This is a genomic window from Kocuria rosea, from assembly GCF_023715525.1.
Classification (GTDB): Bacteria; Actinomycetota; Actinomycetes; order Actinomycetales; family Micrococcaceae; genus Kocuria; species Kocuria rosea_A.
This window is the reverse complement of record NZ_JAMBOG010000001.1, coordinates 144051-156474: the sequence shown is the minus strand read 5'-3', so window position 1 is coordinate 156474 and position 12424 is coordinate 144051. Positions and strand designations below refer to the sequence as shown.

11 protein-coding genes are annotated in these 12424 nt (G+C 75.6%); 5 read left to right on the top strand and 6 right to left on the bottom strand.

Annotation, left to right across the window (positions count from 1 at the left end; all coding sequences use genetic code 11):
- The first annotated feature begins 57 nt into the window (after positions 1 to 57).
- Genes M3185_RS00725 through M3185_RS00715 form a run of 3 tightly spaced genes read left to right on the top strand, consistent with a single transcriptional unit; the run spans position 58 to position 4068 of the window.
- Positions 58 to 1101, top strand: coding sequence for an asparaginase (locus M3185_RS00725; protein ID WP_251331758.1), 1044 nt, complete (start codon positions 58 to 60; stop codon positions 1099 to 1101).
- On the top strand, positions 1098 to 2501 hold the full coding sequence (gene aspA, locus M3185_RS00720; RefSeq protein WP_251331757.1) for an aspartate ammonia-lyase: 1404 nt from the start codon (positions 1098 to 1100) through the stop codon (positions 2499 to 2501). The genes M3185_RS00725 and aspA overlap by 4 nt, the downstream gene beginning before the upstream one ends.
- Before the next feature lie 34 nt (positions 2502 to 2535).
- Entirely contained in the window at positions 2536 to 4068 is a 1533-nt protein-coding gene (locus tag M3185_RS00715; protein WP_251331756.1) for an amino acid permease, read from the top strand.
- A gap of 134 nt (positions 4069 to 4202) precedes the next feature.
- Here M3185_RS00715 and tgt read toward each other — a convergent pair whose 3' ends face one another.
- Entirely contained in the window at positions 4203 to 5504 is a 1302-nt protein-coding gene (gene tgt / locus M3185_RS00710; protein WP_251331755.1) for a tRNA guanosine(34) transglycosylase Tgt, read from the bottom strand.
- Positions 5505 to 5686: 182 nt separating this feature from the next.
- Here tgt and M3185_RS00705 point away from each other — a divergent pair, with 182 nt between their 5' ends.
- Positions 5687 to 6772 carry an FUSC family protein gene (locus M3185_RS00705; RefSeq protein WP_251331754.1) on the top strand — a complete coding sequence of 362 codons (1086 nt, stop codon included), beginning with the start codon at positions 5687 to 5689 and terminating at the stop codon, positions 6770 to 6772.
- Here M3185_RS00705 and M3185_RS00700 read toward each other — a convergent pair.
- From M3185_RS00700 to M3185_RS00685, 4 genes are all read right to left on the bottom strand, one after another.
- Positions 6687 to 7229, bottom strand: coding sequence for an NUDIX hydrolase family protein (locus M3185_RS00700; protein ID WP_251331753.1), 543 nt, complete (start codon positions 7227 to 7229; stop codon positions 6687 to 6689). The genes M3185_RS00705 and M3185_RS00700 overlap by 86 nt on opposite strands.
- A gap of 98 nt (positions 7230 to 7327) precedes the next feature.
- Positions 7328 to 8554, bottom strand: coding sequence for a glycoside hydrolase family 76 protein (locus tag M3185_RS00695; protein WP_251331752.1), 1227 nt, complete (start codon positions 8552 to 8554; stop codon positions 7328 to 7330).
- 32 nt (positions 8555 to 8586) lie between these two features.
- A complete protein-coding gene (locus tag M3185_RS17285; protein ID WP_251331751.1) occupies positions 8587 to 9873 on the bottom strand; it encodes a DUF418 domain-containing protein in 1287 nt (428 codons plus the stop codon).
- Complete coding sequence (locus tag M3185_RS00685) at positions 9870 to 10811, bottom strand: pseudouridine synthase (RefSeq protein ID WP_251331750.1); 942 nt, start codon at positions 10809 to 10811, stop codon at positions 9870 to 9872. The genes M3185_RS17285 and M3185_RS00685 overlap by 4 nt, the downstream gene beginning before the upstream one ends.
- Positions 10812 to 10935: 124 nt before the next feature.
- On the opposite strand from M3185_RS00685, the gene idi reads away from it, so the two are divergent.
- The gene (gene idi / locus M3185_RS00680; RefSeq protein ID WP_251331749.1) at positions 10936 to 11487 is read left to right on the top strand and encodes an isopentenyl-diphosphate Delta-isomerase; all 552 of its coding nucleotides are present in this window, start codon (positions 10936 to 10938) and stop codon (positions 11485 to 11487) included.
- 7 nt (positions 11488 to 11494) lie between these two features.
- Here the strand turns inward: idi and M3185_RS00675 are convergent, their stop codons facing one another.
- Entirely contained in the window at positions 11495 to 12415 is a 921-nt protein-coding gene (locus M3185_RS00675) for a LysR substrate-binding domain-containing protein (protein ID WP_251331748.1), read from the bottom strand.
- Positions 12416 to 12424: the final 9 nt, after the last annotated feature.

The following is a 12424-nucleotide window of genomic DNA, read 5'->3' as shown; positions in this document are numbered from 1 at the left end:
CGGCCACCGCCGGACCCGTCCCCCTCGCACGCCCCCACCCACAGAGCAAGGACCCGCATGACGACCACCGCCCCCGAGGCGCCCCTGTCCCTCGCCCGCCCCCGGCACGTCGCCGTCGCCGAGCAGACCCGCGACGGCGTGGTCGAGAGCGTCCACCACGGCTCGCTGGTCGCCACCGACGCCTCCGGGGCCGTGCTGCTGGCGGCGGGGGACCCGGGGGCGCTGTTCTACCCGCGCTCCTCGCTCAAGCCCCTGCAGGCCGTGGCGATGCTGCGGGCCGGGCTCGAGCTGCCGCCGGAGCTGCTGGCCCTGGCCGCCGCCAGCCACTCGGGCGCGCCCGCCCACCAGGAGGGCGCCCGCCGGATCCTGGCCCTGCACCACACCGACGGGGCCGCCCTGGAGAACGTCCCCGACCTGCCCTACGGGGCGGCGGAGCGGGCGTCCGCGCTGCGCGCCGGCCAGGGGCCGTCCCGCCTCGCCCAGAACTGCTCGGGCAAGCACGCGGCCATGGTCGCCACCTGCCTGGTCAACGGGTGGCCGGTCGCCGGCTACACCGACCCGCGCCACCCCCTGCAGGAGCTGGTCGCCGAGGTCGTGGCGGAGCTGACCGGGGAGCCGCTCGGCGCCCAGAGCACGGACGGCTGCGGCACGCCGCTGTTCGCCGTCACCCTGCGCGGCATGGCCACCGCCTTCGCCCGCCTGGTCTCCGCCGCCCCGGGCACCCCCGAGGCGCGGGTCGCGGCGGCCATGACCGCCCACCCGGAGCAGGTGGCCGGGGAGGGCCGCGACGTCACCGCGCTGATGCGCCGGGTGCCCGGCCTGCTCGCCAAGGACGGCTTCGAGGGCCTCCAGCTCGTGGGCCTGCCCGACGGCCGCGGCCTCGCCGTGAAGATCGCCGACGGCGCCGACCGCGCCCGGATGCCGGTCACCGTCCGGGCCCTGCAGCACCTCGGGATGGCCACGGAGGCGCTGGCCGACCTCGCCGTCGTCCCGGTGCTCGGGGGCGGGCGCCCCGTCGGGGCCCTCGCCGCCGTCGACCCCGCTCCGCCGACCGCCCCCGGCGCACCCCGCCCGCTCCCGACAGATCCGAGGACACCATGACCACCACCGCCTTCCGCGTCGAGCACGACCTGCTCGGCGAGCGCGAGGTCCCCGCCGACGCCTACTGGGGCGTGCAGACCCTGCGCGCCGTGGAGAACTTCCCGATCACCGGCCAGCCCCTGGGCGGGCACGCCCACCTGGTCCGCGGCCTGGCGGCCGTCAAGCTGGCCGCCGCCCGCACCAACCACGAGCTCGGCCTGCTCGACGCCGAGCGCGCCGACGCGATCGTCGCGGCCTGCCAGGAGATCCTGGACGGGCGCCTGCACGAGCAGTTCCGCGTCGACGTGATCCAGGGCGGGGCCGGCACCTCCTCGAACATGAACGCCAACGAGGTGATCGCCAACCGCGCCCTCGAGCTGCTGGGCGCGGCCAAGGGCGAGTACTCCCGGCTGCACCCCAACGACCACGTCAACCTCTCGCAGTCCACCAACGACGCCTACCCCACGGCCGTGAAGATCGCCACCGTCTCCGGGGTCCAGGAGCTGCTGGCCGCGCTGGAGGTGCTCGAGGGCGCGTTCGCCGACAAGGCGCGCGAGTTCCGTACCGTGGTGAAAATGGGCCGCACCCAGCTGCAGGACGCCGTGCCGATGACCCTGGGCCAGGAGTTCGGCACCTACGCCGTGATGATCCGCGAGGACCGCCAGCGGCTGGCCGAGGCGAACCTGCTGATCCACGAGATCAACCTGGGCGCCACCGCGATCGGCACCGGGCTCAACGCCCCGGAGGGCTACACCGACGCGGCCTGCCGCCACCTGGCCGCCGTCACCGGCCTGCCGCTGGTCACCGCCGTCGACCTGGTGGAGGCCACCCAGGACGTGGGGGCCTTCGTGCACCTGTCCGGCGTGCTCAAGCGCGTGGCCGTGAAGCTGTCCAAGATCTGCAACGACCTGCGGCTGCTCTCCTCCGGGCCCCGCGCCGGGCTGGGCGAGATCGCCCTGCCCGCCGTGCAGTCCGGCTCCTCGATCATGCCCGGGAAGATCAACCCGGTGATCCCCGAGGTGGTCAGCCAGGTCGCCTACGAGGTCATCGGCAACGACGTCACCATCACGATGGCCGCCGAGGGCGGGCAGCTGCAGCTCAACGCCTTCGAGCCCGTCATCGTGCACAGCCTGCACAAGAGCGTCGCCCACCTGCGCGCGGCCTGCACCACGCTCACGGAGCGCTGCGTGCGCGGCATCACCGCCGACGAGGAGCGCCTGCGCGCGTCCGTGGAGAACTCCATCGGCCTGGTGACCGCCCTGAACCCCCACCTGGGCTACGCCACCGCCACCGCGATCGCCCGGGAGGCCCTGGCCACGGGCAGCGGCGTCGCGGAGCTGGTGCGCGAGCGCGGCCTGCTGACCGCCGAGGAGCTGGCGCAGATCCTGCGCCCCGAGCGCCTCGCCAACCTCACGAAATGATCCGTCCGCGCAGCGGACCCAGCCGAAGGACACCATGACCGTCAACCACCCGGACCGGCGCCATGCCACGCCCACCCAGCCGCCGACCGCCGCCCTGGACCTCCTCCACGCCGAGGACCAGGGCTACCACAAGAGCCTGACGCCCCGGCAGATCCAGATGATCGCCATCGGCGGCGCCATCGGCACGGGACTGTTCATGGGCGCCGGCGGCCGACTGGCCACCGCGGGCCCCGCCCTCGTCGTCACCTACGCCGTGTGCGGCTTCTTCGCGTTCCTCATCCTGCGCGCGCTCGGGGAGCTCGTCGTGCGGCGCCCGTCGTCGGGCTCCTTCGTCTCCTACGCCCGCGAGTTCTACGGGGAGAAGGCGGCTTTCTTCACCGGCTGGCTGTACTGGCTCAACTGGGCCATGACCGCGATCGTGGACATCACGGCCGTGGCGCTGTACATGAAGTTCTTCGCCCGGTACTGGGCCCCCATCGGGGACGTCCCGCAGTGGGTCTTCGCCCTGGGGGCGCTGCTGCTGGTGCTGTGCCTGAACCTCGTGTCCGTGAAGGTCTTCGGGGAGCTGGAGTTCTGGTTCGCCCTCATCAAGGTCGCGGCGCTGGTCGTGTTCCTGCTGGTGGGCATCTGGCTGGTGGTCTTCGGGACCCCGGACGGCGCCCACGAGACCGGCCTGACCCTCATCGCCGACAACGGAGGGTTCCTGCCCAACGGCCTGCTGCCCGCCGTCGTGGTGATCCAGGGCGTCGTCTTCGCCTACGCCTCGATCGAGCTCATCGGCACCGCGGCCGGGGAGGCGGAGCACCCGGAGAAGGTCATGCCCCGGGCCGTCAACACGGTCATCCTGCGCATCGCGGTCTTCTACGTCGGGTCCCTGACCCTGCTGTCCCTGCTGCTGCCGTACACCGCCTACAAGGCGGGCGAGAGCCCGTTCGTGACGTTCTTCGGCTCCATCGGCGTGGCCGGGATGGACACGGTGATGAACCTGGTGGTGCTCACCGCCGCCCTGTCCTCCCTCAACGCCGGGCTCTACTCCACGGGCCGGATCCTGCGCTCGATGTCCCTGGCCGGCTCCGCGCCGCGCTTCGCCGGGCGGATGAACCACGCCGGCGTGCCCTACGGCGGCATCGTGCTCACCGCGGCCGTCGCGGTGCTGGGCGTCGTGCTCAACGCGCTCGTGCCGGCCCAGGCCTTCGAGATCGTGCTCAACATCGCCTCGATCGGCATCATCAGCGCCTGGGGCATGATCATCCTGTGCCAGATGCGGCTCGTCGCCTGGGCCCGCCGGGGGAGGGCCGAGCGCCCGTCCTTCCGGATGCCCGGGGCCCCCGTCACCGGCTGGCTCACCCTCGCGTTTCTCGTGGCGGTCGTCGTGCTCATGGCCTTCGACTCCCCGGTGGGCACGTGGACCGTGGCCTCCCTGCTGCTGCTGGTGCCGCTGCTCGTGCTGGGCTGGTACCGCTGCCGGGACCGCGTGCACGAGATCGCCGCGCTGCGCGCCGTCCCGCCGGCCGCTCCCGCGCCGCCCGAGCCGGTCCCCGGCACCGCGGCGGCTCCCGTCCGGTAGCCCGTCCGGTAGCCCGTCCGGTAGCTCCTCCCGGTCCGCGAGGCCGGTGCCCGACCCGTCGGGCACCGGCCTCGCGGCGTCCCCGGAGCGCCCGCACCCGGAGGCCCGGGGTGCAGGGGCGGGACAGGGCGCCGTCAGGACCGGCCGGCGTAGTAGCGGCCCAGGACCTCGTCCCGGTACTCGAAGTACGTCCCGTCGGCCATGGCCTCGCGGGCGCCGTCGACCATGCGCACGACGAAGCGCTCGTTGTGGATCGAGGCGAGCGTCGCCGACAGCCGCTCCTTCGCCTTGAACAGGTGGTGCAGGTACGCCCTCGTGTAGTGCGTGCACGTGTAGCAGTCGCAGCCCTCGAAGACCGGGGCGAAGTCCGTGCGGAACCGGGCGTTGTCGATGTTGAACCGCCCGTCCGGGGTGTAGACCGCCGCGTTGCGGGCCACCCGGGTGGGGGAGACGCAGTCGAAGGTGTCGGCGCCGTTCTCGAGGGCGATGAAGATGTCGTCCGGCTCGGAGATCCCCAGCAGGTGCCGGGGCCGGTCCTCGGGCAGCTCCTCGTTGCACCAGCGCACGATCGTGCCGAGGTTGTCCTTCTCCAGCGCCCCGCCGATCCCGTAGCCGTCGAAGTCCATCGCGCCGAGGTCGCGGCACGCCCGGCGCCGCAGGTCCTCGTACTGGGCGCCCTGGATCACGCCGAACAGCGCCTGGTACGGCTTGCCGGTGCGCTCCCCGGTGAGCCGGACGTGCTCGGCGACGCAGCGCTGCGCCCACCGGCGGGTCCGCTCCAGGGAGGCCTCCTGGTAGCCGCGGGAGTTGTGCAGCGTCGTGAGCTCGTCGAAGGCGAACATGATGTCCGCCCCCAGCCGGTGCTGGACCTGCATGGAGATCTCCGGGGTGAACCGGTGGACGTCCCCGTTGATGTGGGACCGGAACGTGACCCCGTCCTCGTCGACGTGGGCCATCCGCTCCTTGCCGGTCGCGACGTCGTCGTCCCCGGCGGCGGAGGCCGCGACCGTCGACATGTCGATGACCTTCTTGAACCCCGAGCCCAGGGACATGACCTGGAAGCCGCCGGAGTCCGTGAAGGTGGGGCCCCCCCAGTTCATGAACGCGCCCAGCCCGCCGGCGGCGTCGAGCACCTCGGCCCCGGGCTGGAGGTAGAGGTGGTAGGCGTTGGCGAGCAGGGCCTGCGCGCCGAGCTCCCGCACGGACTCGGGCAGGACGGCCTTGACCGTCGCCTGGGTGCCGACCGGGACGAAGGCGGGGGTGCTGATCGTCCCGTGCGGGGTCGTGATGGTCCCGGTGCGGCCCAGGAACGGCCCGCCGTTGGCGTCGACGCGCTCGCCGGGGATCCTCGCGGTCTCGCGGAGCCGGTGGTCCACCGCGAAGCCGAAGGCGGTGCGGGCGGCGGGGAACAGGGGGGTCTCGGCAGGTGCGCTCACCCGACCATTGTGCGGCACCCCGGTGGCGGCCGGACCCGGGCGGCGGACCCGCTGTGAGCCTTCTCATGGACCCCGCCCGGAAGGGTGCCGGTCCCGCGCGCGTTCGACGCTGTGGGGCCACCCTGCCGCGCAGGGGACCGGCGCCCCGGCCGTCGCCCCGCAGAGAGGTGGTCCCCGACCCCGTGCACCCGATCCGTGCGTTCTTCGCCCTGCGCCCGTCCCAGCGGGACCACCTGCCCGCGGCCCGCATCGCCCTGTCGGTGGCGGTCCCCCTGGCCGCCCTCGTCGCCGCCGGGCGCGCCGACCTCGGCATCTACGCGGCCTTCGGCGCGTTCACCTCGATCTACGCCCGGCACGAGCCCCTCCGCGCCCGCGTCCGCCACCAGGGCCGGGCGGGCCTGCTGATGGTCCTGTGCGTCGCGCTCGGCGCGGCGCTGAACGGGCTCCCGCAGGCGGTGGTGCTGGCCGTCACCGCGGTGGCGGCCGGGCTCGGGGCGGTGGCCGCGGCCCACTGGACGCTCAAGCCGGCCGGGTCCCTGTTCTTCGTCTTCGCAGTGGGCGCCGTGGGCTGCCTGGAGCACGCCGCCCCGGTGGGGGAGGCCGTGCTGGTCGCGGCGCTCTCCGCCGCGCTCTCCGTGGCCCTGGGCGCGGCGTCCCGCTGGGCGGGGGAGGGGGTGACCGGGCCCGTGGCCCCCGTCGCTGAGCACCACGGGCTCACGGCGGGGCAGCTGTGGGCGCACGGGGGCCGGTTCCTCCTGGCCACGTCCGCGGCCGGGGCGCTGGGCTCGGCCGGCGGGCTCTCGCACGCCTACTGGGCCATGGTCGCGGCCGCCGCCCCCATCGCGGCCCCGGACCTGGGCGCGCGGATGCAGCGCGGCGTCCACCGTGTGGTGGGCACCCTGGGCGGCGTGGGCGTCTCCGCGGCGGTGCTGGCGGTGCCGCTGCAGCAGTGGCACGTGGTGGCGCTGGTGGTCCTCTTCCAGTTCCTCGCGGAGCTGTTCGTGGGCCGCAACTACTGCGTGGCCCTGCTGTTCATCACCCCGCTGGCCCTGCTGATGACCCAGCTGGCGCACCCGGCGCCCGCCGGCGAGCTGCTGCAGGCGCGGGCGGTCGAGACGGTGATCGGCGTGCTGTGCGGGCTGGCCGTCGTCCACCTCACCCGCACCGCGCAGGAGCGGGAGCTCAGCGGCCCCAGCCGGCGTGGGCGACGGCCTGGCGCACCAGGTCCCCGCGGCCGCCGGCGAACTCCGCCTGCACCTCGGGGCTGAGCGCCTCCTCGGGGCTCATCCAGGACAGCTGCAGCGCGTCCTGGCGCGGATTGCACTCGCCGCGCAGGGGCACGATGTAGCTCAGCGCCACGGCGTGCTGGCGGTCGTCGGTCAGGCCCGTCTCCGAGGGGGAGGGGAAGAACTCCGAGACCGCGAACGGCGTGGTGGAGACCGGCAGCTGCGGGAAGGCCATGGTCCCCAGATCCTTCTCGAGGTGGCGCAGCAGCGCCGCCCGGATGGTCTCGCGGTACAGCACGCGCCCGGAGACGAAGGTGTACATCATCTCGCCCTGGGGGGTGGACTGCAGGAGCAGGCCGATCTCCGAGAGGTAGCCGAGCGGGTCCAGGCGCACCGGGATGGCCTGCACGTAGACCATGGGCAGCCGGCGCCGGGCCTCGCGCAGGTCCTCCTCGTTGAGCCAACCGGGGTTCGGATCGGGGGTGCGCAGGAAATTCATAGTGCTGTTCTATCCCACGAGTGCGCGTGCGGCCACGCATCCGGCCGCCCGGAGCGCCGGTTCAGCGGACAGCGGAGCGCGCGGCGCCCGCACCCGCCTCACGCCCGGACCAGCCGGGCGGCGGCCTCGAGCACGGTCCACGCCTGCACCTGCGTGGACAGCTCCACCCGCACCCCGGGGCGCTGGGCCTCGTCGGCGGGGCGGGCCGGGTCGGGGGAGAAGATCGCCACCGTCGCGCCCGCGGCCGCCGGCGTCGGGCTCCCCGCCGCGTGGAAGTCCGCGGCGGGGTCGAACTCCCGCCGCCCGGCCCACAGGGCCTCGGCGGTCGCCGCCACCAGCTCCGCGGCGGCGCTGCGGGACTCCTCGGGCAGGCCCGGGTGCCGCGCCGCGTCCGCGAGGTAGCGGGCCAGGATCCCGGTGAACAGGCCGGCGTCCCCGCCCCCGTGGCCGGCGAGCACGAGCCGCCCGCCGAGCTCGCGGGTGAACGCCCCGGCGGCGCCCTCGACGACGTCGGCCGCCGCCCCCAGCAGGCGGGCGCGCTCCCCGGCCCCGGTGGCGGGGGCGTCCGCGAGCTCCAGGAGCGCCCCCAGCACGGGCCCGGAGTTGTAGCTGAACACGCCCTCCTCGAGCCGGGTCACCTCGGAGCCGGAGCCCGCCGCGAGCAGGCGCACCCCGTCCCGGTAGACCTTCCGGCGCGGCTCCCACAGCACGTCCTCCAGCCAGCGCAGCACCGCGGCCGCCTGCTCGGGGCGGTGGGTGCGCACGAAGGCGAGGGCGGCCGGCGCCGAGGACGCGGTGTTCTTGAAGTCGTGGCGGTCGTTCCAGAAGACCCCGCCGCCCAGGTCCCCGGTGTGGCCTTGCTCGAGCCGGGCGAGCAGGGCGGCGCCCGCGTCCAGGCACGCCGTGTCCGGGCGGCCGGCGAGCTCGCGGTCCAGGGCGCTGAGCCGGCCCACGGCCAGCAGCAGCCACGCCATGTCGTCGTAGTAGGAGTTGCCGTCGACCCGCCCGCCGCTGCGCAGCGCGATCCCCCGCAGCAGGCGGTGCCCGTCCCGCCGGAGCGCCTGCGCCCGGCCGCGGTCCCCGGCGGCCAGGTGCCGGACGGCGGCGTCGACCACGGCGTCGAGCAGGTGCGCCTGCCACCAGTAGTGCCACGGGGCCCGGCGCGACTCCGGGCGCGGGTGCGCCGGGGCGCCGAGCAGGGTGCCGGGCACGCCGAGGGCCCGGCCGGCGAACAGCTCGCGCACCGAGCGGGCGGCCTTGTCGGCGCGCGCGGCCGGACCGGACGCGAGGTGGTGCAGCGGATCGGGGGCGGGGACGGTGGGCATGGCGGCTCCTGGACCGGGCGGGCGGACGACGGCTACGAGCCTATGCGCTGGCCGAGGTGCAGCCGGCGGTGCAGGGCCTCGGCGGGCCCGGGCAGGCCGCGCCGCTCCAGCAGCACGGCCCCGAGCAGGGTGAGCAGCCACACCGCCGTGCCCGCGAACAGGGCGGCCACCGGGTCCAGGGACCGTCCCAGGCCCAGCGCGAACGGCGGCAGCAGCAGCGTGTAGAGCACCGACTGGGCCAGGTAGCCGCTCATCGACCGGCGGCCCAGGGCCTGCAGCGCCCACAGGAGCGGGTGCTCGCGGGCCCGCACCGCGGCCGGCGCCAGCTCCTCCCGAGCCTGCGCCCCTGCTGCTCGCGCCCCCCCTGCTCGCGGGGCGGCGCCGCGGCGCAGCGCCCGGTCGCAGACCAGCGCCACGACGAGGGCGTAGCCGATGCCCTGCGCGGCGCCGGCCACGGCGTCGGCGCCCGTCAGCACGGCCCGGACCCCCGTCGCGGGGTCGAGCATCCCCGTGGTGAGCAGGCCCGTCCCCGCGCCGGTGACCAGGCCCGCGGCGATCCCGGCGGCGGCGCCCGCGGCGAGCGCGCGCCGGTGCGCCGCGGGGTCCTCCAGGACGCGCCGGCGGCTCAGGGCCAGGCCGAGCAGCATCATCGGGAACAGGCCGAGCAGCTGGAACGGGGCGAAGCCGACCACCACGACGCCCTCCAGCAGCCCGTCCGCCAGCCACTGCCCGGCGCTCGGCGCGAGCAGGCTCGGGAACGCGGCCGGCGGGTTCTCGATCACGCCGGCGGCCGCGCCGTAGAGGGCCATCAGCACCGTTCCCACGCCCGCCAGGCCCAGGAGCAGGCGGGTCGAGTCGGCCACCAGCAGGGCCAGGGCCAGCCCGCCCAGGGCGTAGGCGGTGATGATGTCGCCGGGGAAGAGCAGGCAGGCGTGCACGGCCCCGATCGGCAGCAGCCACCCGTAGCGGCGCAGCAGCAGCGCGCGGACCACGGCCGGGGCGGCGCCGCGGGCCGTCTCCCGGGCGGCGATCTGGCCCACCCCGTAGCCGACCAGGAACGAGAACAGGGGGAAGCCGCGGCCGTCCACGAGCATCGACATGCCCAGGTTCACGGCGTCGTCGGCGGTCCACGCGCTGCTCGTGGCACCCTCGCCCAGGGGACGGGCGCGGGGCCCACCCACCGGGCCCGGCGACCAGATCCACACCGTGATGTTGGCGACCGCGATGACCCACAGCATCAGTCCCCGCGCCACGTCGGGGCCCAGGGCCCGCCGCCGGGTGGGGGCGGCCCGCCCGGCGGGGCGCGGCGGGGCGCTCACGCCGGCTCCCCGCCGCCGAGGCTGCGCCGGCTCTCGAGCACGAGCTCCTCGCCGGTCAGCGGGTGGACGAGGGCGATCCGGCGGGCCAGCAGCTGCAGCGGGCGGGCCGGGTCCCCGGCCCCGGGCGGGAGGACCCGCGGGTAGAGCGGGTCGTGCCGGATGGGCGCGCCCAGCGAGGCGAGGTGCACCCGCAGCTGGTGCGTGCGCCCCGTCTGCGGGCGCAGCACGTAGCGCGCCCACGTCCCGTCCCCGGCGGCGAAGGGCGCGCCGGCGCGCTCGACGAGCGTGCGCGCGTTGACGGGCCCGGGCACCTCGCGCGCCTGCAGCGACGTGCGGTCCTTGACGATGCGCGACTCGACGGTCCGCGGCAGGACGAGGTCGGGCCGGTGACCGGCCACCGCCTCGTACTCCTTGGCCACCGCCCGGTCCTGGAAGAGGCTCTGGAACCGGCCCCGGGTCGCGGGGTCGCGCGAGAGCAGCAGCACCCCGGCGGTGCCGCGGTCCAGCCGGTGCAGCGGCGAGAGCCGGTCCTCGCGGCGGGACCGGCGCAGCTTCACCAGCGCCGTCTGCGCCACGAACCCGCCGCGCGGGGTGGTGGGCAGGCCGTGGGGCTTGTCGACCGCCAGCAGCCACTCGTCCTCGTGGAGCACCGGGAGGTCCCCGGGCAGCTCGGGCTCCTCCGGCAGCGCCCGGTGGTACCAGAGGGAGCCGCCGGGCACGAGCGGGGCGTCGTGGGGGAGGGGCCGGCCGGCGTCGTCGACGATCCCGCCGGAGGCGAACAGCTCCTCCAGGTCCCCGGCGGAGGCGGGGAAGCGGGCCAGGAGCCAGTTCCGGACCGTGCCCGCCCCCGAGGCGTCGTCCGCCGGGACGCGCACGCGCACCGGGTCCACGCCCTCCCGCAGGGGCAGGGGGGAGGGGGCGGGCCGACGTCGTCGCATGGTTCCCGATCGTGGACCGCACGGACCCCGTTGTCCACCCGGCGGGCCCGGAGGCGCGTTCCGTTCCCCGGGCGCGCCTGCGAGAATGGGGGCACCCGCCCCACCGCCCACCGGAACGAGACCCATGGCACCCGAAGAAGTCGTCCTGCTCGACGACGCCCACCGCCCCGTCGGCACGGCCCTGAAGGCCGAGGTGCACACCGAGGACACCCCGCTGCACCTCGCCTTCTCCTGCTACGTCCTCGACGACGACGGCCGGCTGCTGCTGACCCGCCGCGCCCTCGGCAAGAAGACCTGGCCCGGCGTGTGGACCAACAGCTTCTGCGGCCACCCGGGACCGGGCGAGGAGTTCGCGGCCACGATCGCGCGCCGGGCGGGCGAGGAGCTCGGCTTCACGGTCACGGACGTCACGGAGGTGCTGCCCGAGTTCCGCTACCGGGCCGTGGACTCCTCCGGGATCGTGGAGAACGAGTTCTGCCCCGTCTACGTGGCCCGCGCCACCGGCCGGCCGAGCCCCCTGGCCTCGGAGGTCGCCGAGACCGCGTGGATCACCCCGAAGCAGCTGTTCACCGCCGCCGAGGCGGCGCCCTTCCTGCTCAGCCCGTGGCTGCTCGAGCAGATCGCCGACGAGCGGCTGCGCCGGGCGCTCGCGGGCCCGGCGGCCTCCGGGCAGTAGCCCCCGCTCAGCCGCCGGCCCCCGTGGCCACCCAGCTGCGCGACGCGGCGACCTCCTCGAGCACCCGCCGCACGGCCAGGATCGCGGGGCGGTGGGCGCTGGCCTCGCGCACCGAGGTGAACATCGTGCGCCGCGGCGCCTCCGGCAGGTCGAGCAGGCGGCAGGGGGCCCGGTCCCCGGCCCAGAGCAGGTCCGGCATGAACCCCACCGCGTTGCCGGAGGCGATCAGGCGGGTCTGCGTCTGCAGGTCGGCGGTCTCGTACCGCACGTCGGGCTCAAACCCGGCCCGCCGGCACGCCTGCTCCGCCCAGTGCCGGGACGCCGCGCCCCGCGGCTCCATCACCCAGGGCAGCTCGCGGGTCATCTCGAGGGTCACGCTGGGGCGGACCTCCGAGTCAGGCGGCACCGCCAGGCGGATGGCGTCCGTGGTGAGGGTCCGGCGGTCCAGGCCGGGGTGGTGGGGCGCGGCGTGGCCGGGATACTGCTCGGCCACGACCAGGTCGAAGTCCCGCTCCCAGGTCTCCCGCAGCGCGGTCTCCGGCTCGCGCTGGACCATCTCGACGCGCACCTCCGGGTGGCGCCCGGACACCAGGGCGAGCATCTCGGGCATCAGGGCGAGGGCGGCCGACTGGAAGACGGCCACGCGGACGGTGCCCGTCACCGCGGTCAGCGAGGCCGCGAGGTCGGACTCGGCGCGCTCGAGGGTCCGCAGCAGCTCCGCGGTGTGCTCCACGAGGATCTCCGCCTGGGGCGTGAGCTGGACGCGGCGCCCGGACTTGCGCAGCAGCTCGACCCCCGCCTCCTTCTCCAGCAGGGCCAGCTGCTGGGACACGGACGAGGGGCTGAAGTTCAGCGCCGCCGCCACCTCGGCCAGCGTCCCCCGCAGCTTCAGCTCCCGCAGCAGCCGCAGCCTTCGCACGTCCAGCACGATGCTCTC

Excerpts from the sequence above, each read along its gene's own strand:
- M3185_RS00725 (WP_251331758.1), top strand. The coding sequence starts at position 58 with ATGACGACCACCGCCCCCGAGGCGCCCCTGTCCCTCGCCCGCCCCCGG.
- aspA (WP_251331757.1), top strand. The coding sequence starts at position 1,098 with ATGACCACCACCGCCTTCCGCGTCGAGCACGACCTGCTCGGCGAGCGC.
- M3185_RS00715 (WP_251331756.1), top strand. The coding sequence starts at position 2,536 with ATGACCGTCAACCACCCGGACCGGCGCCATGCCACGCCCACCCAGCCG.
- M3185_RS00700 (WP_251331753.1), bottom strand. The coding sequence starts at position 7,229 with ATGAATTTCCTGCGCACCCCCGATCCGAACCCCGGTTGGCTCAACGAG.
- M3185_RS00695 (WP_251331752.1), bottom strand. The coding sequence starts at position 8,554 with ATGCCCACCGTCCCCGCCCCCGATCCGCTGCACCACCTCGCGTCCGGT.
- M3185_RS00685 (WP_251331750.1), bottom strand. The coding sequence starts at position 10,811 with ATGCGACGACGTCGGCCCGCCCCCTCCCCCCTGCCCCTGCGGGAGGGC.
- idi (WP_251331749.1), top strand. The coding sequence starts at position 10,936 with ATGGCACCCGAAGAAGTCGTCCTGCTCGACGACGCCCACCGCCCCGTC.